Below are 23805 nucleotides of genomic sequence, written 5' to 3' on the forward strand. Positions count from 1 at the left end.
GGCGCCGCGCACGTGGGCGGCCTCACACCCGCCTGCCGACGCTGTAGGCGGCGGCACGGTCGCGCACGTCCATCATGTAGCTCTCGGAGCGGTTGTAGGTGAACAGCGCCTTGGACCAGCCCTCCGGTGTGGTGAGCACGCCGCCGCTGTCGCAGAGATAGCGGGCGGCGGTGAGGGCGGCGTCGTCGATGCTGTGCGGATCGATCACGCCGTCGCCGTTGGCGTCCACGCCCCAGCGCTTCCAGGTTTCCGGGATGAACTGCAACGGGCCGACGGCACGGTCGTGCACCGGATCGCCGTCGAGGGCGCCGTTGTCGGTGTCGGGGATGCGCGCGACGCCAGGGGAGCCGTCCAGTGCGATGCCGATGATCGGCGGCTCGACACGGCCGGTCCCGCTCACCTCCGAACCGCGGTAGGTGCCGTGCTTGCTCTCCACGCTGCCGATCCCGGCCAGGGTGGTCCAGGCGATGCCGCAATCGGGCCGCGCACGCACCATCACCGCGGCCGCGTACCCGTAGGCCTCCAGCGCCGGCACCGGGATGCGCAGCGTGTCGGCGTGTTCGGTGGCCCAGGCGTTCAGCTGGGCGGCGGTGCGTCCGGGCGCGTCGATATCGATCACGGGCAGCGGCGCGCCCGGGCCGGGCGGCAGCCCCTCCGGGATCGGCACCAGGTCGCGGTCGATCCCGCAACCGGCGAGCACCAGCGCGGCGAGGGTTACGGCGATCGCGCCGGTCTTCTTCGAGAGCACCCTTCCATCATCCAGATCGGTGCGGCCGGTGAGAGGCGCCGCGCGGTGGGGTGGGTCACTCGGACCCCGCCGGACACGTTTGCGACAGAGGGTTGCGGCAATTCGGCAGATATCCGATCAGTCGAGGTGCGGGCATATGACCGATGACGTGGAGAAACGCTGGACCGACGAGGGAACCTACCGGCGGGCGGCGGTGTACGCGCTGTCCGTGATCGGGGCGGCTGCCGTCGTCTTCGGCATCGCCGCGTTCTGGGCGAGCGCGCACTGCGGTGAGCACGAGCCGCTGATGTGCGATGCGCCCGCCCAGTCGGCGATCCTGATCGGGCCGACCGTGGTGGCGCTGCTCGGCGGGATCGGCGCCTTCGTGCAGACGCTTCGGCAATGGCGACGGGGCAGCAACTGGGTGATCTGGCAGGGCGCCGGATGGTTCCTGTTCACGCTGACGATGTTCTATATCGCCATGGGCGCGCGGTCCATCGGCGCGACCTGAACCGGCGGCCCGCTTCCGGCGCGTGTGTTGCGGGCACCCGCCTCATGCCGATCCCGCGCCCGGCCCTATCCGGCGCCGAGAGCGAAGACGAGTGTTGCCAGCCCGCCGAGAGTGCACAGCAGGCCGATCAGGTTGGACCAGAACTCGATTCGCGCGATATGCCGGTGACGTTCACGGTGCCGGAAATACCCGGAGGTGGGGATCCAGTCGCCGACGAAACAGAAATCCGCGCTGCGCCGCGCGCGGGCACCGAGCACGTGCGCGACAGCACCCGTCAGCAGCGCCGCGACCGCGACCGTGCTGAAGATGGCGATGCCGGCGATTGCCAAGGAATGAGCCATGAAAACCCCCTGTGACCTCTGGTTCCTCAGCAGTGTGGCAGAGGGGTACGACAAGTTCGGGCGGGCCGGCGTAGGCCTTCCCGCGCGGGCGTGAGAGCGCTCGGCCGTTTCCCGCACAGCCCGAACGCCGGGTCGAGGCGGCGCATGAATCGATCGCCGCCGACCTCGTCCGGTGGGAGCTCCCGGACGGCCGGTGGAGTGCGCAGGGCCGGGTCAGTGCAGCAGCTCGCGGGTGGCCGCGTGGTCCGGGGCGGCGAGGACGGTCGCGCTCGGGCCGGACTCGACCGGGCGGCCGTGGTCGAGGACCAGGATGTCGGGGCAGTTGGCAGCGACGACTGCCATATCGTGCGTAATGAGCAGCAGGGCGGTGCCGCGCTCGGTGCGGATGCGGTCGAGCAGGGACAAGATGGCGTCGGCGGTGGCGTGGTCGAGCGCTGCGGTGATCTCGTCGCACAACAGGACGGCGGGCTCGGCGGCAAGAGCGCGGGCCAGGGCCACGCGTTGACGTTGGCCGCCGGAGAGCTCATGTGGATAGCGGGTGGCGAGCGCGGGATCCAGTTCGACCGACGCCAGCAATTCGGAGATCTGTTGCCGCAGTTGTTGTTTCGATCGACGATCGAAGAGAAGCGCCTGCACCCGATCGAACTGCCCCCGGTGGGCGTGCGCCCGACGTTTCGCGACCCGGCTCAGCGGGCGAGCCAGCGTCTGCGCGACGGTGCGGCGCGGATTGAGCGCGGATCTCGGATTCTGCGTGACGAGCTGAATCCGGTTGTGCGCGTGCGAATCCCTACGCGAGGCAATGAGCGGCAGCGACGCGCCCTCCAGTTCGAGCGAACCGGAGCCCTCCCGGTGCAGGCCGGCCAGCACCCGCGCGAGGGTGGTCTTGCCCGCGCCGGAGGCACCGACGACGGCCAGTGCCGACCCGCGAGCGAGCGTGAAGTCGATCCCGGACAACACCGGCTTACCACCGATCGAGGCGCACACCTGCTGCGCGCGCAGGACGATCGGCTCGGCACCGGACGCCGAAGCGTCGCCGCGCACTCGGCGGGCCGACACACTGCCGAGCTCGACGACCTGATCGGCGATCGAGTGCACGGTCTCGGTGTCGTGACCGGTGAGCACAACCGTGACGCCGGTCGCCGCAATCCCCGAGATCACGCCGGCGATCTCGGCGCGCAGCGCGGCGTGCAGCCCGGCGAACGGCTCGTCCAACGCCAGGATGCCGGTGCCACGGACCAGCGCACGCGCCAGGGCCACGCGGCGTTGCTGCCCGCCGGACAGCTCGTCGGGCCTGCGATCCAGGTGTGCGGCGGACAGGCCGACCTGTTCCAGCGCCTGCGTCAGGGCCGTGCCCGAGCTGTCGCGCGCGACTTCGGCCAGCAACGTCCGCACCCGCATGAGCGGATTGAGCGCCGAACCGGGATCCTGCCCGACATAAGCGATCCGATCGCGGCGCAAGGCCCGCAACTGCGCCTGCTCGAGCGTCAACACCGAGCGCCCGGCCATGGTCAACCCGCCCTCGACGCGCACATTCGCCTCCGGCAATTGCCCCAATAGCAACCGCAGCAACGTCGTCTTCCCGCATCCCGACGGCCCGGTCAACGCAGTGACCCCACCCGGCCCCGCCCGAAACGAGATCGGCCCCAACAGTTTCTGCCCACCCGATCCGACCACGACGACACCGTCCACAACCACGGCGGCGTCATCCACCCGTCGCACCGCATCACCGGCCGCCGCCCGCACACCCACACCGCTACCAGCCCCCGCGACGTCGCCCCGACCAGCTACCCCCGCGCCGGTATCGGCGGCGTTGGGCGGAACACCCGCACCGTCGCGCCGCCCAGCAACCACCACGGCCGCACCTGCCACATCGCGCGACCCAGCATCCCCAACGGCTCCCATGCTCAACTCAGCAGCCCGCGCACTCGAATCGTCGCGCGCCCCTCCGGCTCCCGCACTCGAACCAGCAGCACGCGCACCCGCATCGTCGCGAAACCCAGCAGCCCCAACACCCTCGAACGGTCCGGTGGCTGCGGGCCGGGCACCGGGAGACGTCGTGGCGTTCGGCGCCACGTCCCGGCCGAATTCCGAGACCGCGAGGTTCACGCTGACCGCCACGATCGCGATGGCGAGGCTCGGGGCCAGCGCTGCCCATGGGTTCAGCAGGAGGCCGGAGGTGTTGTCGCGGACCATGACGGCCCAGTTGGTGGCGCCGAGGGTGGTGGGCAGTTGCAGGAAGGAGGCGGTGGCCACGAGGTAGACACCGGCTACGAAACGCAGGCCGAGCTGGGTCGCGAACACCTCGCGCAGGTTGGGCATCACCTCGCGGAATACCAGGTGCAGCAGTGTTTCCCCGCTGGCCTGTGCGGCTTCCACATAGCCACTGGCGGCCACGCCCGCGGCCGCGGCGGCGAACACGCGGGCGCAGTAGGGCGCGCCGAAGAGCAGGGCCAGCACGATCAAGCCGGCCACCCCCGCATCCGGCCAGGACGTCAGCACGAGCAGGATGCCGAGGACCGCGGGCAGCAGGATGACGAAATCCATGCCGAGTTCGATCACCGCACCCGCGCGTGGACGTAGCGCCGCCACGACGCCGAGCACGCCGGCCACCACGGTCACGACGACGGCGATCACCGCGGCCGTCAACAACAGGCCCCAGCCGCCGTACAGCAGTCGGCTCAGCACATCCCGGCCCAGCCGGTCGGTGCCGAGCCACGCCGCACCACTCGGGCCGGCGAACGGGATCCCGACGGGCTGCTCGGCACCGCGCGCGGCCAGACTCGGGCCGAGCACCGCGAGCACGACCACCAGCACAGCGGGCGCCACCGCCGCGATCCGCCGCAAGTTCATCACCGCATCACCGCCGTAGCTCGAGCGCGGCCGGCCGGCCGTCGACGTCGCGATCCGCGGCCGCGAAGGAACTCCCGCGCGGCGTTCACATCCGCCCCCGCAGCGCCCAGGTCCGCACCGCATCCGCCGCGGCCAGCATCACCATGATCACCACACCCGTCAGCGCCACGACCGCCGCCATCAGTGCGGTGTCCCGGTCGGCGACCGATGCGGCCAGCAGCGCCCCGAGCCCCGGATAGTTGAAGATCGTCTCCACCACGAGGGCACCGCCGAGCAGCATGCCGACGGTGGTAGCGAAGCTCGCGACGATCGTCGGCAGAGCGAAGGGCAGCACATGCCGGGTCAGCACCGTGCGCTCCGGAAGCCCGTCCAGCACAGCCGTTTCCACATGCGGAAGCCGGGCGGCGTCAGCCAGGGCCGCGCGCACGACCCTGGTGTTCCAGCCGATCTGCGGGATGGCCAGGGCGAGCACCGGCAGCACCAGCATGTCGGCCGAGACCGGGAATCCGGAACGGCCGGTGATGGTCACCGCCGGCAGCCAGCCGGTGGCCAGCGAGAACACCAGGATCAGCAGCGTCGCGACCACGAACTCCGGCACCGCGACGGCGGTCGTGGTACTCGGTTGCAGGACGCGGCCGAGCGTACCGCGTGGTCGCACCGACCACCAGGCCCCGAGCGCCAAGGAGGCGGCAATCGTCACCGCGAAAGCGAGGCCGCCGAGCAGCAGCGTCTGCGGGAAGGTGTCGGCCAGCAGCTCACCGACCGGTCTGCCGCGCGCGGTCCGGCCGAAATCGCCGGTGAGCACGCCGGCGAGCCAATCGCCGAAGCGCACCGGCAGCGCACGGTCCAGGCCGAGTTCGCGTTCCTTCGCCGCGACCGCCGCCTCGGTGGCGTCACGGCCGAGGACGGCGCGGGCGGTGCTGCCCGGCAGCAGATCGACGGCCGCGAACACCGCCGCCAGCAAGACGACGAGCAGGGCGACGCGCCGGATCAACAGGCGGGCGAACCTGATCACGACAACCAGGCGCGTTCCAGTTGCACCCGCGCGTAACCGCCGAGCGTGGGCAGATCGTGTACCCGTGTGGTCGCGATATCGATGCCGTCTGCCATGCCCCACACCAGGTAGCCGCCGCGCTCGTGCTGGATGCGCTGCAGCTCGCGTGCGGCGTCGGCTTGATCGGCCGGGTTCTGCGCCGCCAGCGCTTTCGCCGTGGCGGCGTCGAAAGCCGGGTCGCGGAAGGCGGTTTCATTGCGGTTGGAGGCACTCGACATCAAGCTGTTGGCGAAGAACAATGTGGAATCGTTGGTGCCCCAGGAGATCGTGTAGAACGGCGCGAGCAGCCAGGTCTGGTCGTAGAAGGTGTTCGGCTCCTGCGTCACCACTTCGACCCGCAGTCCGATATCGGCCAGCTGGGTGGCGATCACCTGCGCCGACTCCACCTCGCCCGGAGCCTCCGCCTTGGTCACCAGCTGGTAGCCGCGGCCGGTGTCGAACCCGGCCTCACGCAGCAGGTTCTTCGCGCGGTCGATATCGCGGGAGCGCTGCGGAATGGCTTTGTCGTACAACGGATCCCCGGTGCCGAGGATGTCGTTGGCGACGGTGCCGTTTCCGGAATGCACCTGGTCGACCAGCGCGCCGCGATCGACGCCGAGGCGCACCGCGGTGCGCACCCGTGGATCGGCGAATGGCCCGTCGGAGGCGCGCATGGCCACCCCGACGACGGTGTCGTTCGCCCTGCGCACCACCTGGAGATCGCCGCGCCCGGCCGCGGTGCGCCCGGCGATCGCCCCCACATTGGAGGCCAGGTCGATCTGGTTGCCGAGCACAGCGTTGCCCAGCGCGGTGACGCTGTCGAACATGGTGACCTCGATGGCATCGAGCAGTGCGGGTGTGCCGTGCCAGCGTTCGTTGCGCACCAGCCGGGCGGTGCCGCCCTCGAAGGATTCGAAGCGGAACGGCCCGGTGCCGTTCGGCTGGGTGAAGTCGGTGGTGTCCTTCTTGACGGTGAACGTCATCAGACGCACCAGCAACGGGATCTGCGAGTTGGGTTCGGGTGTGGCGAGCACGATATGGCCCGGTCCGTCGGCGGTGATGTCCTCGGCCGCCACGGGCATTTTGGACGGCCCGCCCTGCTCGCGCAGTCGGCGCAGCGACCAGACCACGTCCTCGGAGGTGACCGGGCTACCGTCGTGGAAGGTGGCGCCCTCGGCGAGGGTGAACCGCCAGCGCTTGCCCGCGGCGTCCGGTTCCCACGCGGTGGCCAGCCGCGCGGCCACGGTCGGGTTCGCCGCCGGCACCGTCAGCGGGTCGTAGACCAGCGAGGTGACGAGGAAATCGCTGTCATTGCTGAGGTTGGCGTGTGGATCGCGTTCCAGGCGTGCGGGGGTGCCGAGCGCGCCGACCCGCAAGGTGCCGCCAGACCGCGGTGGACCGGCCGATTCTGCCCCATTCGAACAGGCAGCCGCCAGCAGTACGGCGCCGACACCGACACCGGACCGCAGCAACTGTCGTCGGTTCAAACCCATTGCGCCGCCTTCCCTACCGAAACACACCCGCCCGTCGACCCTGGAGAAATCACCCAGGGAAGGCTAGCCTAATCGTGTTCTGCGTCTCTCGGCGGCCGATGTGCGAATTGGGTGATACCGCCCACTAGCTGCGCTTCGGCTCGGTTATGCTACATCGCTATCCAATCGCCAAAGTTAGGTAAGCCTTGCCCTAGCTCGAGGGAAGCACTAGCTTCGCAGTTCGAATCGTCACCACTCGCTTTTCGACCCGATGCGAAGAAGGGAATACCTGGTGAAAAGCGTTCTCTCCGAACGTAAGACGCTTCACCCCCAGATGATCGAACGACGCGAGCTTCCCCTGGCCGCCGCACGCGCGGTGCGCGAGCTGGCTCGTGTGATAGGCGACACACTCGGTTATTCGGGCGTCGCCGGCGCGCAGGCCGCGCGCACGCTCACCGACCCGGCTCTCGTCGCCCAGGTAGCGGCCCGCGCGCACGAGTTGCCGGCCGAGGTGCGCCACGCCATGCGCCCGCCGCAGACCTCGGCCGGCGCCGCCATCGTCAGCCGACTGCCGCTCGACGACGCCGAATGCGGCCCGACCCCGCCCAGCTGGCGCGAAGCCGCGCTGTGGAGCGGGGATTCGAGCACGCGCTCGTGTTCGCTCGAACTCGACATCGTCATGCTGCTGCTGGCCCGATCGGCGGGCGAACCGTTCGGCTGGCAGGGTCAGCAAGACGGACGCTTGGTCAACAACATCGTCCCCGCGGCAGGCCATGAGCACGAACAATCCGGCGCGAGCAGCAAAACCCTGCTCAGCCCGCATACCGAAGACGCCTTCCATCCCGGCCGCGCGCATCTGCTGATGCTGTCGTGCCTGCGCAATCCCGACCGCGTCGGTACCACCGTCTCCTCGGTGCGCCGGGTCGAGCTCAGCGCGCGACAGCGGCGACTTCTCAGCACACCCGTGCTGCCGATCCTGCCCGATGTCTCCTATGGCTCCGGCTACGATCGCGCGACCGCCACACCGGTGCCCACGTTGTGGAGCGCGAGCGAAAACCACGGGGAAACCGGCGATCTGACGATGCGGTACGACCCCGCCTACACCCCGCTCGACGACGCCGATCCCGAATATCGCTCGGCCTACGCGCACCTCACCGACGAGCTCGAACGCGTCTGCGTCACCGCGGCTCTCGAACCCGGTGAGCTGCTGTTGGTGGACAACGACGTCGCCGTGCACGGCCGGGTGCCGTTCACCGCCCGCTACGACGGCACCGACCGCTGGCTCAAACGAGTGAACATCCGGTTACCCGATCGACGCCGGCCCGACGCCGAGGCCGGTGAGAATGGGTATGGACAGCTATTGGTCCGCCCATTCCGGGCGGCCGGACCGGAAACGGTTCCGGCGGAAGTAGAGCGGGACGGCACAGCAGATGATCGAGGATCCTTTGAGCACGCGTGATCGAGTCACCCCGCTGCGGGTGCTGAGCCGAAGCGACCTCGCCGACGTGCCGATCTCGCCGTCGGCCGTGGTGCGAGCGGTGGAAGACGCGTATCTCGCCTTCGCGGCGGGAGATTCGGACAATCCACGGAAGTTGAGCGTCGCCAATCCGGATGGCTGGTCGGTGGCCTACGCCATGCTCGGCCGCGACGGCCGCCGCCGGGTGGTCGCGATGAAGACCTCCTACAAGTTCGATCCCGGTCACGACCGCAGCACCAAGCGGTACTACACCACCATCACCCTCTACGACGACACCACCGGCGCCCCGATCGCGATGATGGACTGTGCCCGGGTCGGCGCGCTGCGCACGCCGGCGGTCTCGGCCCTGCTGGTGCGCGAAACCGCCCGCCGCGACGCCGATACCGTGCTGCTCATCGGCACCGGCACCCAGGGCCGCAACGCGCTGCCGCATCTGCTCGCCGCGAATCCCGGGCTGCGTAAGCTCATGCTGTACGGCACCCATCCGGAAGGGATCGAGGCGGTGCACCGGCAGTTGGCCGAACATCATCCGCACGCGATGCTGGAGACGGTCAACGATCCGCGCGCCGCCGCGTCTGCGGCGGATGTCGTGCTGGCGACGGCGGGGCCCGGCACCGAGGTGGCGCTCGAATCCGGTGATCTGAAGGCCGGTTCGGTGGCGGTGCTGGTCGGGTACGGGCTGGCACCGTCCACCCTGAACGACGCCGACCGCGTCGTCGCCACCAGCGCCGCGCAAATGGCGGTGACCGGCACCGATATGGCGGGCCCCGACGGCGTGCTGCGGCCGGTGGACGCCGAGCTACCGCAGATCCTCAGCCGTCGCGCCGTCGCAAGGCGTTCGGAGAAGGAGCGGATCTTCGTCTACAACAGCGGGCTCGTCCTCACCGATATCGCCGTCGCGCACGCACTCGCCGAACGCGCCATCGCCGAAGGGCGCGGCACGGAGGTACCGCTGTGGGATTGACCGAGGCGCAACCGGTAGGCACCGGTGCCGCGCAGGCCGATGGCACAGCGGCCGGGCATCGGGTGATCGGCACGGTCGAGCCCGACCCCGGAGCCGGCTCGATCATGGCCGCGGCGCTGCCCGCGTACCGCGACGAGTGGGAACAGCGCGTGCTCGACGACCCGAACCTGCTGGGCGACATCGCTTTCGCCGTCGGCGGGCCGTTCCACCTGATGTATCCGGCACGGGTCGCTGGTAATGTCCGCGGCTTCCAGGATGCGTTCGCGCAGGCGGGCGTCGACGGTTTCGTCTACTTCGGCAAGAAGGCCAATAAGGCCGCGTGTGTGGCACGGGCGTGCGCGGAGCAGGGCGCGGGCGTCGATGTGGCGTCCACCGGCGAGCTCACGGCGGCGCTGGCGCAGGGCATTCGCGGCACCGACCTGATGGTGACCGGGCCGGAGAAATCCGATGATCTGCTGTGGCTCGCGGCCAGGCACGGTGCGCTGATCGCGGTGGACAGCGTCGGCGAACTCCAGCGGATCGCCGCGCTCGGCCTCGCGGTCCGGGTGCTGCTCCGGGTGCTTCCCCCCGCCTCGGCCAGCCGGTTCGGAATGACGGAGGCCGAGCTCGAGCAGGCCCTCGATGCGGCGACCGCCATGGCCTCGATCCGGCTGGAGGGCTTCAGTTTCCACCTGTCCGGCTACGACCCGGTGCCGCGCGCCGAACTGGCCGCCGAGCTCGTCCGCCGGTGCCGGTACGCGCGCACGCTCGGTCATCCGGCGGACACCATATCGATCGGCGGCGGCTTCGGCGTGGACTATGTGCCCGCCGAAGCCTGGTCCGGTTTCACCGACGAGGCCAGCCGCCGCTGGTTCCACACCGGCAAGAAGTTCGACAGCTACTACCCGTACCACTGCCCCGCCCCGGGACCGGCCATGCTCACCACCATCCTCGCGCGGGACGGCCTGGCCGAGAGCCTGCGCGAGAACGGCATCCGCCTGGCCATCGAACCCGGCCGGGCACTGCTCGACCGCGCCGGCAGCACCGTATTCCGGGTGCAGGGCAGCAAGACCCGGCTCGCGCACGGACATCCGTATCGCATCCTGACCGTCGACGGCAGCAGCCTGAGCCTGTCCGAACAGTGGTTCGACAGCGAATACCTGCCGGATCCGGTGGTGTGGCCGCCGGGCCGTGGCACGGTCACGCCCACCGTGGTCGGCGCGGCGACCTGTCTGGAATCGGACATGCTCAGCTGGCGCCGGATCCCGCTGTCGCGCGCGGCCGAGCCCGGCGATCTGCTCGTCTACCCGAACACCGCCGGCTATCAGATGGACTCCAACGAGTCCGCGTTCCACGAACTGCCGATCCCACCCAAGGTGACGCTGCACGACGCGCCGGGCGGCAGGTACCGCTGGAAGCTCGACACCGAGTGAGTAACCGGCGCACGGCCGCCGACGCTGCCGCGCGCCCCCCGTTCCCATCGACCCCGGCTCAGCTCCGGGACCGTACCGACCGAGGAGACCTTCCATGCCGCTCGTCACGCGTGTGACGGACCTGATCGGCCGCACCCCGTTGTTCGAGCTGGCGGCCACCGCGACCGGCACCAGGCTGCTGCTCAAGCTCGAACAGTTCAACCCTACCGGCGCCGCCAAGATCCGGATGGCGCGCGAAATGGTGCTCGATGCCGAGCGAAGAGGTTTGCTGAGCGATGGCGGGCATATCATCGAATCGACATCCGGCAACACCGGCCTCGGCCTGGCGGTGGTTGCCGCCGAACGCGGCTACCGCTTCACCGCGGTGGTCGACCACCACGCATGTAAGGACAAGCTGCGCGCGATGCGAGCAATGGGTGCGGAACTGGTGTTCGTCGCCGATGACGGCGACGACAACCTCGCCACCTCGGCCCGCGAGGACCTCGCCGAGTCGATGGCCGCCGCCGAGGACGACGCCTACTTCACCGAACAGCACAACAACGACGCCAACGCGGTGGGCTACTACGCGGTGGCCGAAGAGTTGCTGGAAGACGTCGAACGCGTCGATATCCTGCTGTCCGCGGTCGGCACCGGCGGTTCGCTGTTCGGCACCGCCACCCGGCTGCGTCAGCTCGGGTGCGTGCCGCGGGTGATCGGCGTCGAGCCGGTCGGTTCGATCGCGTTCGGCGGGCCCGGCGGCCCGTACTGGCAATCCGGCACCGGAACTCCGCCCGGCGCCACCATCGGCACGGCCGTCGACTATTCGCTGCTCGACGAGGGCGTGAAGGTGAGCGATGTGGCGGCCTTCGCCACCGCGCGCGCCGTCGCCGCCGAGCTCGGGCTGATGCTCGGCGGCTCGGCGGGCGGTTCGGTGCACGCGGCGCTGACCCGGCTCGACGAGTTCCCGCCCGGCTCCACCGTGGTGACCATCGTGTGCGACGGCGGCGAGAAATACCTCGACACCGTCTTCGACGACGACTGGATGCGGGCCAGGGACCTGCTCGATCCCGAGACCGAACGCGAGGTCAAGGACATGCTCGCCCGTTACACGCCCGCCGCCCGCCGAAATCATCTGGTGGAGGCGCGGTGAATCTGTCCGACTTCCGCGCCGACAGCAAACGGCTCACCGCCCTGGCGACGCCGATCGCGTTGACGCAGCTGGCACAGATCGCGGTCTCCACCACGAATATCGCCCTCATGGGCAGCCTCGGCGTGCGTCAGGTCGCTGCGGGCGGTCTGGCGATCGTGCTGTTCAACCAGATCCGGACCATGTGCGTCGGGCTGATCACCGGCAGCGGGAACCAGATCGCCTCGGCGGTGAGCGCGGCGGGCAAACGCGGCGTCAGCGCCGACCGTGAGGTCCGCGAGGTGGTGCGGTCGAGCTTCCTGATCGCCACGCTCGCCGGCCTGCTCGGCGGCGTCGTGCTGGTCGGGCTCGGCTGGTCGCTGCAATGGCTCGGCCAGGACGCCGGTGTGCTCGCCGACGCGCGCCCGATGATGGTGGCGCTGGCACCCGGGCTGCTGCCCTGCCTGTGGTTCCAGGTGCTGCGCCAGTACACCGTCGGCATGCAGAAACCGCAGGCGCTGCTGCTGGTGACGCTCGGTTCGGTGGCGCTGAATCTGGTGCTCGCGCTGACCTTCATGCACGGCTGGCTCGGCCTGCCCGCACTCGGGCTCACCGGCATCGGCGTGGCGACGTCGCTGGTCTTCCTGATCACCTTCGCGGTGTTCTGGGCGATGGTGCGCCGCGACCAGGAACTCGCGGCGGGCCTGTCGCTACGGCCGTGGCCGGTGCGGATGACGACGGTGCGCGCCGAGCTGAAGCTCGGGGTGCCGATTTCGCTCACCTACGGTTCCGAGGCGGGCATGTTCTCGGTGCTCGCACTGGTCATGGGCAGCATCGGGCCCGCGGCTCTGGCGGCGCACAACGTCGTCTATCAGGTCATCTACATCGTGTTCCAGGTCGCGATCGGGCTCTCGCACGGTGCGTCGATCCTGGTGAGTCATGCGGTGGCACGCGACGAATTCGACCATGCGCGGGCGCTGGCGTGGCTGGCGCTGCGCCATGCCGCGGTGATCGCCGCGGTCACCGGCGTGGCCTATGTGGTGATCCCCGATCTGGTGCTGCGGCCGTTCCTCGATCCCGGCGACACCGCGACCATCGAGGTGGCGAAGACGCTGTTGCTGATCGGCATCGTGCTCCAGTTCTTCGACGCCGCGCAGAACATCGGCAACGGACTGCTGCGCGGGTTGAAGGCCACCAAGGCCGGATTCCGGTTGTCACTGGTCGGCTATTGGCTGGTCGGCCTGCCGACGGCGCTGCTACTGGCGTTCCCGGCCGGGCTCGGCGCCGCGGGTGTGTGGTGGGGGCTCACCGCGGGCCTCGCGGCCACGGCGGGGTTGATGTTGCGGCGCTACTTCACGCTGCTGAATACGGCTGCGCGTAAACATCCCGGGATGCTCCCACAGGCGCTCGGTACACCGGGCTGAGCAGAGGCCGATCGCTGCGAGGATCGTTTCCGCAGGACGACGATATTGCCTACGGTCCCCCCGAATATTAGGCTAGCCTCACCATACTTGCACGAAGAAGGGAGTCGCGGTGCGCGTCGTCATTCTGTTCGGGTCGGAGATGGGTACGGCCGAGTCCGCCGCCGAAAGCGTGGCCGACGAGCTCGCCACTCATGACGTGTCGGTCTACGACATGACCGATGTCGATATCGACGACCTCGACGTCCGCGACTTCCACATCATCGTCTGCTCCACCTACGGCGATGGCGAACTGCCGACCGGCGCCGAACCGTTCTTCGACGCGTTGAACGCCCGCACACCGAACCTCGCGGGCTTGCGGTTCGCGGTGTTCGGGCTCGGCGATTCCGTCTACGGCGACACCTTCAACCGTGGCGGCGAGATCATCGCCGAGAAGCTCGCCGAATGCGGTGCGGTGCAGGTGGGCGAGCACGCCCGCCACGATGCGTCCACCGAGATCAAGCCCACTGCGATGGCCCGTGAATGGGCGCGCGGGTTGCGCATCACCGACGAGGCGGCACTGGCCGCGGTCTGATCGCGGTGCACCGCAGCCGATCTGATCGCGCGCGCTCGCGGCGGCCGACCGCTCATCCCGGGCCGGTTGTCGGGGTCAGCCCGTAAACTGGGTGCGGAGTGCGGCACAGCCCGTCGCGCGCGTCGATTCATGAGGTGATGAACATGGCAGCCGGAGTCAGCCCTGCGCAACATCAGGACCCCTCGACCGATCATCCCGAGCTGGACGTGCTGCCGGAATGGCCCACCGAGACCATCGCCGTGCTGGTCACCACCGATCCGGCGCCGCACGCGATTCCGGTGTCCTGGCCCGTGCGCGCGGGTGACCGCGCGATTCTGCTGAGCCTGAAGTTCGACCGCGGCTCGCTGGCCCGGCTGCGGGAACGGCCCGAGGTGGCGTTGCTGATCCTGGCCGGCGGCAATGTCGCGCTGTGCGCGCGCGGCACCGCGAAGGTGATCGCGGAGGAAATGCCGGACGCCACCGACTACGTGGCGGTGCGCATCGACGTCGACGTGATCGACGATCACCGCCAGTCGGCGTTCCAGGTGGACAAGGGGATTCAGCGCACCGTGCTCGACGCCACCGAACTGCACGCGCTGGAGGGCCGGGTGGCCACCCTGCGGTCCTGGGCGCAGAGCGAGAGCTGAACCACGGCGGCGTCGCCTGCCGTTCGACATAATCGTGGGCAAGGGCGCAGCGTCAGCGCCGCGAGGAAGGGGAACATGAGCGTCACACTGGCCAAAGGCGGCAATGTCTCGCTGTCCAAGCAGGCCCCGAATCTGACCAAAGTCGCCGTCGGCCTCGGGTGGGACGTGCGTACCAGCACCGGGGCCGATTACGACCTCGATGCCAGCGCGCTGGCCACCGGACCCGACCTGAAAGTGCTGTCGGACCAGCATTTCATCTTCTACAACAACCTGCGCTCGCCGGAGGGATCCATCGAGCACACCGGCGACAACCTCACCGGTGAGGGCGACGGCGACGACGAGGTGATCAACGTCGATCTGGCGGCCACCCCACCCACGATCACCAATATCTTCTTCCCGGTCTCGATCCACGAGGCCGATACCCGCAGGCAGTCCTTCGGCCAGGTGCGCAACGCCTACATCCGGGTGGTGGATTCGACCACCGGCTCGGAACTGGCGCGTTACGACCTCAGCGAGGACGCCTCCACCGAGACGGCGATGGTCTTCGGCGAGCTCTACCGGCACAACGGGGAGTGGAAGTTCCGCGCCATCGGCCAGGGTTACGCCTCCGGGCTCGCGGGGATCGCGCGGGACTACGGCGTCAATATCTGAGCTGTCCGCAATCGAAGACGGCGGGTGCGTGAGGATTTCACGCACCCGCCGTACTCTGTTGGAGGGTACCCGCCTTCCGGCGTACCGTTTCAGGCGCCGACCAGATCCCCGTCCCGCTCCCGCGGGCCCGCACTTTCGCGAATACCGAAGCGGTCGTGCAGTTTCCGCAGCGGGGCGGGCGCCCACCAGGTCCAGCGTCCACCGAGTTTCATGGTGGCCGGCAGCAGGAACCCACGAATCAAGGTGGCGTCGGCCAGCACGGCCAGCGGCAGCCCGATACCGAACGCCTTCATGAAGGTGATGTCGGAGACCAGGAAGCCGAGGAACACCACCGAGATCAGCACCGCCGCCGCGGTGACGATCCGGCCGATTCGCTCCAAACCGACTGCGACCGCCGCGGTGCCGTCACCGGTTCGTTCGTACTCCTCGCGGATCCGCGACAGCAGGAACACCTGGTAATCCATGGCCAGGCCGAACGCCACCCCGAACAGCATGATCGGCACGGTCGAGGCCAGCGTCCCGGTGACGGTGAAGCCGAGCAGGTCCGACAGATGCCCGTCCTGGAAGATCCAGACCAGCGCACCGAAGGTCGCGGTGAGGCTCAGGCAGCTGAGCAGTACCGCGACCACCGGCAGGAACACGCTGCCGGTCAACAGGAACAGCAGGATCAGCATCATCGCCAGCACCACGCCGAGGGCGATCGGCAGCCGGTCCAGCAGGGCCTCGGTGGCATCGGCGCTCACCGCCGACACGCCTCCGACCAGCGCCTCCGACGGCGCGTCGACATCGCGGATGGTGCCGACCAGATCCTCGAGCACGGCGGCATCGTCGGTGGCGGGCACCACCGACAGGTACACCCCGCCGTCGGCGGCGAATCGCGCGTTCAGTGCGGACGGCGGCGCGATCTGCGCACCATCGGCATAGCTGCCGCTGACGGTATCGACCCGCTGCACATCCGGCAGCGCGGACAGCTGCTGCGCGTACTCGGGCACACCCGAACCGCCCTGCGGCAGTACCACACTCAACGCACTCTGCTCACTGGTATCGAACTCCGCGCGCACCGTCTCGGCGACCTGCCGCGACGCCGATGCTTCCGGCATCGACCGTTCGTCCGGGTACCCGAGCTTCAGCCCGAGGAACGGTGCGCCGAGGAACAGCAGTACCACCGTCACCGTGATCGCCACCGTTCCAGGCCTGCGCATCACGAACATCGCCAGCCGGTGCCAGCGGCCTTCGTGCAGTTGCCTGGACTCGTTGTTGCGCCGGCGGATTCGCCATTTGTCGACTCGGGTGCCCAGCATCGCCAGCAGCGCGGGCAGCACCGTCAGCGAGCTCAGGGCGGCGATCAGCGCCACCGCGATACCCGCGTAACCCACCGATCGAACGGCCAGCAGCGGGAAGAACACCAGGCCCGACAGCGCCACCGCCACCGTGACCGCCGAGAACGCGACCGTGCGCCCGGCGGAGTTCATGGTGTTGCGCAAGGCCTGCCCCGGGTCGACCCCGGCCTCGAGTTCCTCGCGGTAGCGGCTCACGATCAGCAGGCTGTAATCGATCGCCAGGCCGAGCCCGAGCAAGGTGACGACATTGATGGCCAGCGCGTTCAGATCCGTCACCCCGGCCAGCAACCACATCGCCCCCATGGTGAGCAGCACCGTCACCATCGCGACCGCCAACGGCAGCAGCGCCGCCATCACACTGCCGAACACCAGCACCAGCGCGATCAGGGTGATCGGGAAGGCGATGGATTCGCCGGTCACCGCGTCCTTCTCCGACTGCTCCACCATCTCGTGCTGGAGCATGGCGTACCCGCCGACCTGGACGTCGAGGCCGTCGTGGGTGCCGGAGTAGCGCGGCGCCAGATCGGTGATCCGGTCTTCGACAGCGTCGTCGTCACCGAGGATGGTGGCCACCACCAGGCCCGTGGAGCCGTCGGCGCTGCGCAGCGCGGGCGGCTTGCCCGAGGTCCAGTAGGAGGTCACGCCGGTGACGTCGGCTTCGCCGGTCAGCCGCTGCACCAGCGCGGTCGCCGCCGCGGTCGTGCCGGGATCGTCGACCGAGCCGCCGTCGACCAGCAGCACCAGGTTCGGCTGGCCCTGCCCGAACTGGTCGCGCAGCACCTCGGCCGCCACACCGGACTCGGCGCCCGGATCGTTGAATCCGCCGCCCTTCAACCTGTCGAACAAGGTCGAACTACCTGCTCCGGCCAGCATGAGCAGTACCGCGAAGAGAACCAGTACGGCACGTCTGCGCCGCATGATGAGATCGATCAGTCCCGCCGGCATTACTGCCTCCTAGTCGCGTCAGTGCGGGTGGATACACGACTCGGACGAGACAGCGCACGCGGATGTGATGGCTTCGGTCGTCGCTGCGGTGCAGCTCACAGTCACCGGGCGGTGGCGACGGTCGGACCGCCGTGGCCGACCGAAGAGCCGATCCGGCCGGACAGCGGTCACGGCCGACCACACCGCCGGAACGGACAAGCGGTTCGGGGCGCGACAGGAGCTGTCAGCGGCTCGCCTGCCAGTACCTGCGCCAGGCGGCGGCATCGAGCGGAGCGCGGGTGCCGCGGTCGGCTTCGGCGGCGTCCTCGGCGGCGCGGATCGCATCGGCGAAGGCCAGGGTGGCCTTGCGCAGCCGTTCCTCGGCGCTGTCGCGTCCGCCCAGGCGGACCATGCGCAGCGCGGGCGGAATCAGATCCTCCGGCAGCCCCGCCCGGTTACTGCGCTGCAGGACCTTCTCGGCCAGGGCCAGCGCCGGTTGCGCCATCGCGATGCCGTCCAGGCACGATCGGCGCGCCTTCTCCGCGGATTTGCGTTCCTCCCAGGCCTTTTCCTGCGCGGCGATCTTCTCCTCGACGCCGGCGTCCGGCGGCAGCTCGGAGGCGACCAGATGCGGGCTGCGGTTGACCAGCTTGGCGACCAGCGCAGCCGCCACATCGTCGACGGTGAACTCCCCCGCCGCCTGCGCGATCCGGGAATGGAACAGCACCTGCAACAGCAGATCGCCGAGTTCCTCCTTGATGGTCTCGGCGTCCTCGTGCTGAATGGCGTCGAGCAGCTCGTAGGTCTCCTCGAGCAGATACGGGCGCAGCGAATCGTGGGTCTGGGTGGATTCCCAGCCGCCGAAATGCCACAGTCGGTCCATCACCTCGACGGCCTCGGCGAGCCCGGCCGCGAGCGTGGCGGTATCGGTCTGCACACGCAGCGCGTCGGGCATCGGACGTGAATCGGGTGCCGGGCTCATCGGGCGACCGTGGCCTCGGTGGCGACGGTGAGATCGACGGCGCCCTGCGCCTTGCCGTCCAGCGCCAGCAGCAGATCGGCGAGATATTGCAGCAGCGGCACATCGCGCAACCGGTCCGCGCCGACGCTGTCCTGCACCCGCGGCAGCGGAACACCGACCACCCCGCTGGCCGCCTTGTAGGTGGCGCTGGGGTAGATCCGCTTGAGCCGCAACTGCTTGGAATCGGGCAGGTTCAGCGGCGAGATCTTCACCGTGGTCCCGGTGACGGCGATCTCGGTGACGCCGTACTCGCGGGCGAGCAGCCGCAGCTTGGCCACCGACACCAGCCTGCCGACCTCCACCGGCAGCGGGCCGTAGCGGTCGACGAGCTCCTCCACCACCGCGGCCAGCGTCGAATCATCGTGTGCGGCAGCCAGTTTGCGGTAGGCCTCCAGACGCAGCCGGTCGCTGGTGATGTAGTCGGGCGGGATGTGCGCGTCCACCGGCAGGTCGATGCGCACCTCCTTGGTTTCCTCGGTGGTGATCGGTTTGCCGTCAGCGGCGGCGCGATAGGCCTCCACCGCCTCGCCCACCAGCCGCACGTACAGGTCGAAGCCGACGCCGGCGACGTGACCGGACTGTTCGGCGCCGAGCACATTACCCGCGCCACGGATCTCGAGATCCTTCATCGCCACCGCCATGCCCGCGCCGAGATCGGAGTTCTGTGCGATGGTGGCCAACCGGTCGTAGGCGGTTTCGGTGAGCGGCTTCTCCGGGGGATACAGGAAGTAGGCGTACCCGCGCTCGCGACTGCGCCCGACCCGGCCGCGCAGCTGATGCAGCTGCGATAGACCGAGCGCGTCGGCGCGTTCCACGATCAGGGTATTGGCGTTGGAGATGTCGAGCCCGGTCTCGATGATGGTGGTACACACCAGTACATCGAATTCCCGCTGCCAGAAGCCCTGCACGGTGCTCTCGAGGGTGTCCTCGTTCATCTGACCGTGTGCGACCACCACCCGCGCCTCCGGCACCAGCTCCCGGATCCGCTTGGCGGCCTTGTCGATCGAGGACACCCGGTTGTGCACGTAGAACACCTGGCCGTCGCGCAGCAGCTCACGCCGGATGGCGGCGGTGACCTGCTTGTCGCTGTAGGCGCCGACATAGGTGAGCACCGGATGACGTTCCTCGGGCGGGGTGAGGATGGTCGACATCTCCCGGATGCCCGCCAAACTCATCTCCAGGGTGCGCGGGATCGGCGTCGCGGACATGGTGAGCACGTCGACGTGGGTGCGCAACGCCTTGATGTGTTCCTTGTGCTCGACACCGAAGCGCTGTTCCTCGTCGACGATGACCAGGCCGAGATCCTTCCAGCGCACACCGGTCTGCAACAGCCGGTGCGTGCCGACCACGATGTCGACCTCGCCGGAGGCCATGCCCTCCAGCACCTCGCGGGATTCGGCCGGATCGGTGAAGCGCGACAGGCCCTTGACCGTCACCGGGAAACCGGCGACGCGCTCGGTGAAGGTTTGCAGATGCTGCTGGGCCAGCAGCGTCGTCGGCACCAGCACGACGACCTGTTTGCCGTCCTGCACCGCCTTGAACGCCGCGCGCACCGCGATCTCGGTCTTGCCGTAACCGACGTCGCCGCAGACGACCCGGTCCATCGGGACCGGCTTCTCCATATCCGCCTTCACATCGGTGATGGCGGTCATCTGGTCGACGGTCTCGGTGAACGCGAACGCGTCCTCCATCTCCTGCTGCCACGGCGTGTCCGGGCCGAAGGCGTGGCCGGGCGCGGCCTGGCGGGCGGCGTAGAGCTGCACCAGCTCGCCGGCGATCTCGCGCACCGCCTTGCGGGCCTTGCGTTTGGTGTTGGCCCAGTCGGAGCCGCCGAGCTTGGACAGGCTCGGCATCTCGCCGCCGACATAGCGGGACAGCTGATCCAGCGATTCCATCGGCACGAACAGCCGGTCGCCGGGCTGGCCGCGCTTACCGGGCGCGTACTCGATGACCAGGTATTCGCGCCGCGCGCCGCCGACGGTGCGTTCGATCATCTCGACGAAGCGGCCGATGCCGTGCTGATCGTGCACGACCATATCGCCGGCGTTGAGCGCCAGCGGATCGACCTGATTGCGGCGTTTGGCCGGCAGCCGTTTGCCCTCGGTGGGCGCGGTGACCCGGTTGCCGGTGAGATCGGATTCGGCGACGACCACCAGACCCGCATCGTCGAAGATGACGCCGTCGTGCAGCGAACCACACAGCACCCCGACCACACCGGTCTCCGGTTCGGCGCCGCTGTCCAGCGCGGCGGCCGGCACGTCGGCGTCGGCGAGCCGTTCGAGCACGCGCTGGGCGGTACCGTGACCGGCCACCACCACGACCGCCCGGCCACCGGTGGTGACGTGCGCGCGCAGCGAGGCGAAGATCGTCGCGACCAGCTCGTCGGAGCCCCGCGCCGTCGGCCCCGCCTGCACCGGGAGCACCACTTCGGCGGGATCGCCCGAGGTCAGCGGGCTCAGCGTCCACCAGGGCAGATCATGTTCGGTGGCGCTGTCGTGGATGTCGGGCAGCGCACGGTAGGCGGAGGCGGCCAGGTCGAGGCCGTGTGCGCCCAGCGGCGCGTCACCGCCGAAGGAGGCGGCGGTCCAGGACGCTTCGAGGAATTCGGCGCCGGTGCGCATCAGGTCGGCGGCGCGGGTGCGGATCTTCTCCGGATCGCACAGCAGCAGATGGGTGCCCTCGGGCAGTTCCTCGGTGAGCAGGCTCAACGCGCCCGGCCGCAGCACCGGAAGCAGCGCCTCCATGCCGTCCACCGGGATGCCCTGGGCCAGCTTCTCCAGCATTTCCACCAGGGCGGCGTCGGCGGAATTGGCCGATGCCACCTCGGCCGCGCGGTCGCGGACCGCCTCGGTGAGCAGCAGCTCCCGGCACGGCTGCGCCACCACGACGTCGATGTTCAGCTCCGGCAGCGAGCGCTGATCGGCGACGGAGAACGGGCGGAGCTCGCTGACCTCGTCGCCCCACATCTCCACGCGCACCGGATGATCGGCGGTCGGCGGGAACACATCGAGAATGCCGCCGCGCACCGCGAATTCACCGCGCTTGCCCACCATGTCGACCCGGGTGTAGGCGAATTCGACCAGGCGGGTGAGCAATTCGTCGAAGTCGATCTCGGTGCCGACGCGCAGCACGATCGGCTCGATATCGCCGAGCCCCGAGGCCATCGGCTGCATCAGCGAACGCACCGTGGTCACCACCACGCGCAGCGGTTCCGGGAATACCGGGTCTTCCGGGTGCGCCAGCCTGCGCAACACCGCGAGCCTGCGGCCGACAGTGTCCGCGCCGGGTGAGAGCCGCTCATGCGGCAGCGTCTCCCAGGACGGGAACTGCGCGACCGCATCACCGAGGATCTCGGTCAGCTCGACGGTCAGATCGTCGGCCTCGCGTCCGGTGGCCGTCACCACCACCACCGGCTTGCTCGCCGCCACCGTCCCCGCCACGAACGCCCGCGCCGCCGCCGGTGCGACCAACTCCACCCGCGACGTGCCGACCAGGTCGGATACGGTCCGCAGCGCGATATCGGCGCCGGCCGCGGCGGCCAGGCCCGCCAGAGGTGGACGTGGGGCAGACATGCTCAACTCCTGAAGCGAACGGGCGAATCGACCGGCCCTGCCATTCTGCCGCTCCTTCGTCGCGGCGTGTTCGCGGCCCCCTCATGGCTCGGTTTTCCGGGGGCCGGGCCGCGAACGGGGCTCCTCGAAGTCGCCCCTCCGGCGTCGACAAGACGGGCGCCGGTGACGTGATGACCCCGATGCGCGCTCGGTCATGCGAAACCTCGCCGCGCAACCCGGCACAACGGCCGGTCAGCCCCGATGTCGAGCGAAGCGAGATCGAGCGGCCGCGCGCACCATCACGGCACGTAGCGGCGCAGGCGGCGGGCGGCGAACTCGCGGAAGTAGGAGATCTTCTCCGGCGGCACGATCGCCGGCAGCAGGAAGTACCAGGCGCGTTCCATGCGGGTGGCCATCTGGTCGATGGCTTCGGTGCCGACCGCGACGATATGCACGCCGGTGGTGACGCCCTGCAACAGCAGGCCGATGGTTTCCGGGTCGAGGTCGGGCAGCAGATCGCCCTGGGCGATGGCGCGCTCGGCCAGCAGGCGGTAGGTATCACCCCAGGATTTGGCGATGTTGTCGCCCGCGGCGCCGCGGTAGTCGCCGATCTGGTGGGTGAGCTTGAGCATCGCGCCGACCATGGGGTCGTTCATCGACAGATCGGCCACCACGTAGGTGATGCCGATGCAGGCCTCCAGCGCGGGCACCCGGGGATCGAAGAAGCCCTGGCAGGAACTCACCAGGCGCTCGTTGCCCTGGTCGACGACCGCGCGGGCCAGCTCTTCCTTCGAACCGAAGTGAAAGTACAAGGCGCCCTTGGTCACGTTGGACTGCGCGATGATCTCGCTCAGGCTCGCGTTCGCATAGCCCAAGCGCAGAAAGACATCGGCCGCGCCCGCCAGGACGGAGTCGCGGGTGATCTCCGCGCGCGCTTGCCTAGCCATCAGATCCGCCTGTCATCCCAAAAACCAGCCATCCTGAAGTAGACCGACATCCCGAATTTGACCGACATACCGCCCGAACAGCACCCAAAGGATGGGTGAACCGTACCACCAGCGCGCCGCTCGGCAGACGATTCGAGTATGTGGTGCAAGCTCGTTCGCAATTCACCGGTTAACTATCACGGCCGGTTCTCGGTCCCGGCCGGCCACTCCGAACTGAGTTGCGGATCGGCCTCGAGGTGGCGCAGACCGTTCCAGCACAGGTTGACCAGATGCGCCGCGACGACCTCCTTCGAGGGGGTGCGTTCATCGAGCCACCAGGTCGCCGCGGTGGACACCATGCCGACGAGCGCCTGCGCGTACAGGGTGGCCAAGCTGGTGTCCAGATCGCGGCGCTCGAAGTCGCCGGCGAGGATGTGCGCGACCTGGTTCACGGCCTCGTTGAGCAGGCTCGAATAGCGCCCGTCGCCGGTTTGCGGCAGCTGATCGCGGACCAGGATGCGGAAGCCGTCGGTGCGCTGCTCGATGTAGGTGAGCAGCGCCAGCGCCACCTGTTCGAGCCGGACCCTGGACCGATTCTGGGTCAGTGAAGAGGTGATCATGTCCAGCAGCATGGACATCTCACGGTCCACCACAACGGCGTAGAGACCCTCTTTGCCACCGAAGTGTTCGTAGACCACCGGCTTGGACACCTGCGCGCGCTGGGCGATCTCCTCGATGGAGGTGGCGTCGTAGCCGCGTTCGGCGAACAACGCGCGACCGATCTCGATCAGCTGCTGACGCCGCTGCGTGCCCGTCATCCGGGGGCGGGGCGACTGGCCGCCCCGGCGCGTTTTGTCGCCGGATGCGCTGACGCGCGGA

The 23805-nt window shown here is 69.2% G+C and carries 19 protein-coding genes; 9 read left to right on the forward strand and 10 right to left on the reverse strand.

Annotation, left to right across the window (positions count from 1 at the left end):
* Positions 1-22 precede the first annotated feature (22 nt).
* Positions 23-748, reverse strand: a complete 726-nt coding sequence (locus tag AC4HOU_RS18505; RefSeq protein ID WP_163811420.1) for a lytic transglycosylase domain-containing protein — start codon at positions 746-748, stop codon at positions 23-25.
* 136 nt (positions 749-884) lie between these two features.
* Between AC4HOU_RS18505 and AC4HOU_RS18510 the strand changes: the two genes are divergently transcribed.
* The gene (locus tag AC4HOU_RS18510; RefSeq protein ID WP_163811418.1) at positions 885-1238 is read left to right on the forward strand and encodes a hypothetical protein; all 354 of its coding nucleotides are present in this window, start codon (positions 885-887) and stop codon (positions 1236-1238) included.
* A gap of 65 nt (positions 1239-1303) precedes the next feature.
* Here AC4HOU_RS18510 and AC4HOU_RS18515 read toward each other — a convergent pair whose 3' ends face one another.
* The 4 genes from AC4HOU_RS18515 to AC4HOU_RS18530 all read right to left on the reverse strand — a co-directional run bounded on the left by AC4HOU_RS18515 (position 1304) and on the right by AC4HOU_RS18530 (position 6955).
* Positions 1304-1579 (reverse strand): hypothetical protein, encoded by a 276-nt coding sequence (locus tag AC4HOU_RS18515; protein ID WP_195020016.1) that lies wholly within the window; start codon positions 1577-1579, stop codon positions 1304-1306.
* Between the two features lie 213 nt (positions 1580-1792).
* Positions 1793-4429: an ATP-binding cassette domain-containing protein gene (locus AC4HOU_RS18520; protein ID WP_490724822.1), complete on the reverse strand. Its 2637-nt coding sequence runs from the start codon at positions 4427-4429 to the stop codon at positions 1793-1795.
* 85 nt (positions 4430-4514) lie between these two features.
* The gene (locus tag AC4HOU_RS18525) at positions 4515-5444 is read right to left on the reverse strand and encodes an ABC transporter permease (RefSeq protein WP_490724823.1); all 930 of its coding nucleotides are present in this window, start codon (positions 5442-5444) and stop codon (positions 4515-4517) included.
* Complete coding sequence (locus tag AC4HOU_RS18530; RefSeq protein WP_490724824.1) at positions 5441-6955, reverse strand: ABC transporter substrate-binding protein; 1515 nt, start codon at positions 6953-6955, stop codon at positions 5441-5443. Before AC4HOU_RS18530 ends, AC4HOU_RS18525 begins: the two co-directional genes overlap by 4 nt.
* A 271-nt stretch (positions 6956-7226) precedes the next feature.
* Between AC4HOU_RS18530 and AC4HOU_RS18535 the strand changes: the two genes are divergently transcribed.
* The 8 genes from AC4HOU_RS18535 (at position 7227) to AC4HOU_RS18570 (ending at position 15164) form a co-directional block, all read left to right on the forward strand.
* Positions 7227-8393 carry a TauD/TfdA family dioxygenase gene (locus tag AC4HOU_RS18535; RefSeq protein ID WP_324197352.1) on the forward strand — a complete coding sequence of 389 codons (1167 nt, stop codon included), beginning with the start codon at positions 7227-7229 and terminating at the stop codon, positions 8391-8393.
* Positions 8365-9375, forward strand: coding sequence for an ornithine cyclodeaminase family protein (locus AC4HOU_RS18540; protein WP_175585809.1), 1011 nt, complete (start codon positions 8365-8367; stop codon positions 9373-9375). Before AC4HOU_RS18535 ends, AC4HOU_RS18540 begins: the two co-directional genes overlap by 29 nt.
* The gene (locus AC4HOU_RS18545; RefSeq protein ID WP_416383072.1) at positions 9366-10787 is read left to right on the forward strand and encodes an alanine racemase; all 1422 of its coding nucleotides are present in this window, start codon (positions 9366-9368) and stop codon (positions 10785-10787) included. The genes AC4HOU_RS18540 and AC4HOU_RS18545 overlap by 10 nt, the downstream gene beginning before the upstream one ends.
* 94 nt (positions 10788-10881) lie before the next feature.
* Complete coding sequence (locus AC4HOU_RS18550) at positions 10882-11916, forward strand: PLP-dependent cysteine synthase family protein (RefSeq protein ID WP_490724825.1); 1035 nt, start codon at positions 10882-10884, stop codon at positions 11914-11916.
* The gene (locus AC4HOU_RS18555) at positions 11913-13316 is read left to right on the forward strand and encodes an MATE family efflux transporter (RefSeq protein ID WP_490724826.1); all 1404 of its coding nucleotides are present in this window, start codon (positions 11913-11915) and stop codon (positions 13314-13316) included. Before AC4HOU_RS18550 ends, AC4HOU_RS18555 begins: the two co-directional genes overlap by 4 nt.
* A 109-nt stretch (positions 13317-13425) precedes the next feature.
* On the forward strand, positions 13426-13887 hold the full coding sequence (locus tag AC4HOU_RS18560) for a flavodoxin domain-containing protein (RefSeq protein ID WP_163811405.1): 462 nt from the start codon (positions 13426-13428) through the stop codon (positions 13885-13887).
* Positions 13888-14030: 143 nt separating this feature from the next.
* Positions 14031-14513, forward strand: a complete 483-nt coding sequence (locus AC4HOU_RS18565; protein WP_490724827.1) for a hypothetical protein — start codon at positions 14031-14033, stop codon at positions 14511-14513.
* A 75-nt stretch (positions 14514-14588) separates the two neighbouring features.
* Positions 14589-15164 (forward strand): TerD family protein, encoded by a 576-nt coding sequence (locus AC4HOU_RS18570; RefSeq protein WP_163811400.1) that lies wholly within the window; start codon positions 14589-14591, stop codon positions 15162-15164.
* 89 nt (positions 15165-15253) lie between these two features.
* Here AC4HOU_RS18570 and AC4HOU_RS18575 read toward each other — a convergent pair whose 3' ends face one another.
* From AC4HOU_RS18575 to AC4HOU_RS18595, 5 genes are all read right to left on the reverse strand, one after another.
* Positions 15254-17449 carry an MMPL family transporter gene (locus tag AC4HOU_RS18575; protein WP_490724828.1) on the reverse strand — a complete coding sequence of 732 codons (2196 nt, stop codon included), beginning with the start codon at positions 17447-17449 and terminating at the stop codon, positions 15254-15256.
* A 223-nt stretch (positions 17450-17672) separates the two neighbouring features.
* Complete coding sequence (locus AC4HOU_RS18580; protein ID WP_490724829.1) at positions 17673-18410, reverse strand: nucleoside triphosphate pyrophosphohydrolase; 738 nt, start codon at positions 18408-18410, stop codon at positions 17673-17675.
* Positions 18407-22021, reverse strand: coding sequence for a transcription-repair coupling factor (gene mfd, locus AC4HOU_RS18585; RefSeq protein ID WP_490724830.1), 3615 nt, complete (start codon positions 22019-22021; stop codon positions 18407-18409). Before mfd ends, AC4HOU_RS18580 begins: the two co-directional genes overlap by 4 nt.
* 278 nt (positions 22022-22299) lie before the next feature.
* Positions 22300-22947, reverse strand: coding sequence for a TetR/AcrR family transcriptional regulator (locus AC4HOU_RS18590; RefSeq protein ID WP_195020019.1), 648 nt, complete (start codon positions 22945-22947; stop codon positions 22300-22302).
* Positions 22948-23123: 176 nt separating this feature from the next.
* A complete protein-coding gene (locus tag AC4HOU_RS18595) occupies positions 23124-23744 on the reverse strand; it encodes a TetR/AcrR family transcriptional regulator (RefSeq protein WP_163811517.1) in 621 nt (206 codons plus the stop codon).
* Between the last annotated feature and the right edge of the window lie 61 nt (positions 23745-23805).

Source organism: Nocardia sp. JCM 38205, assembly GCF_058222935.1.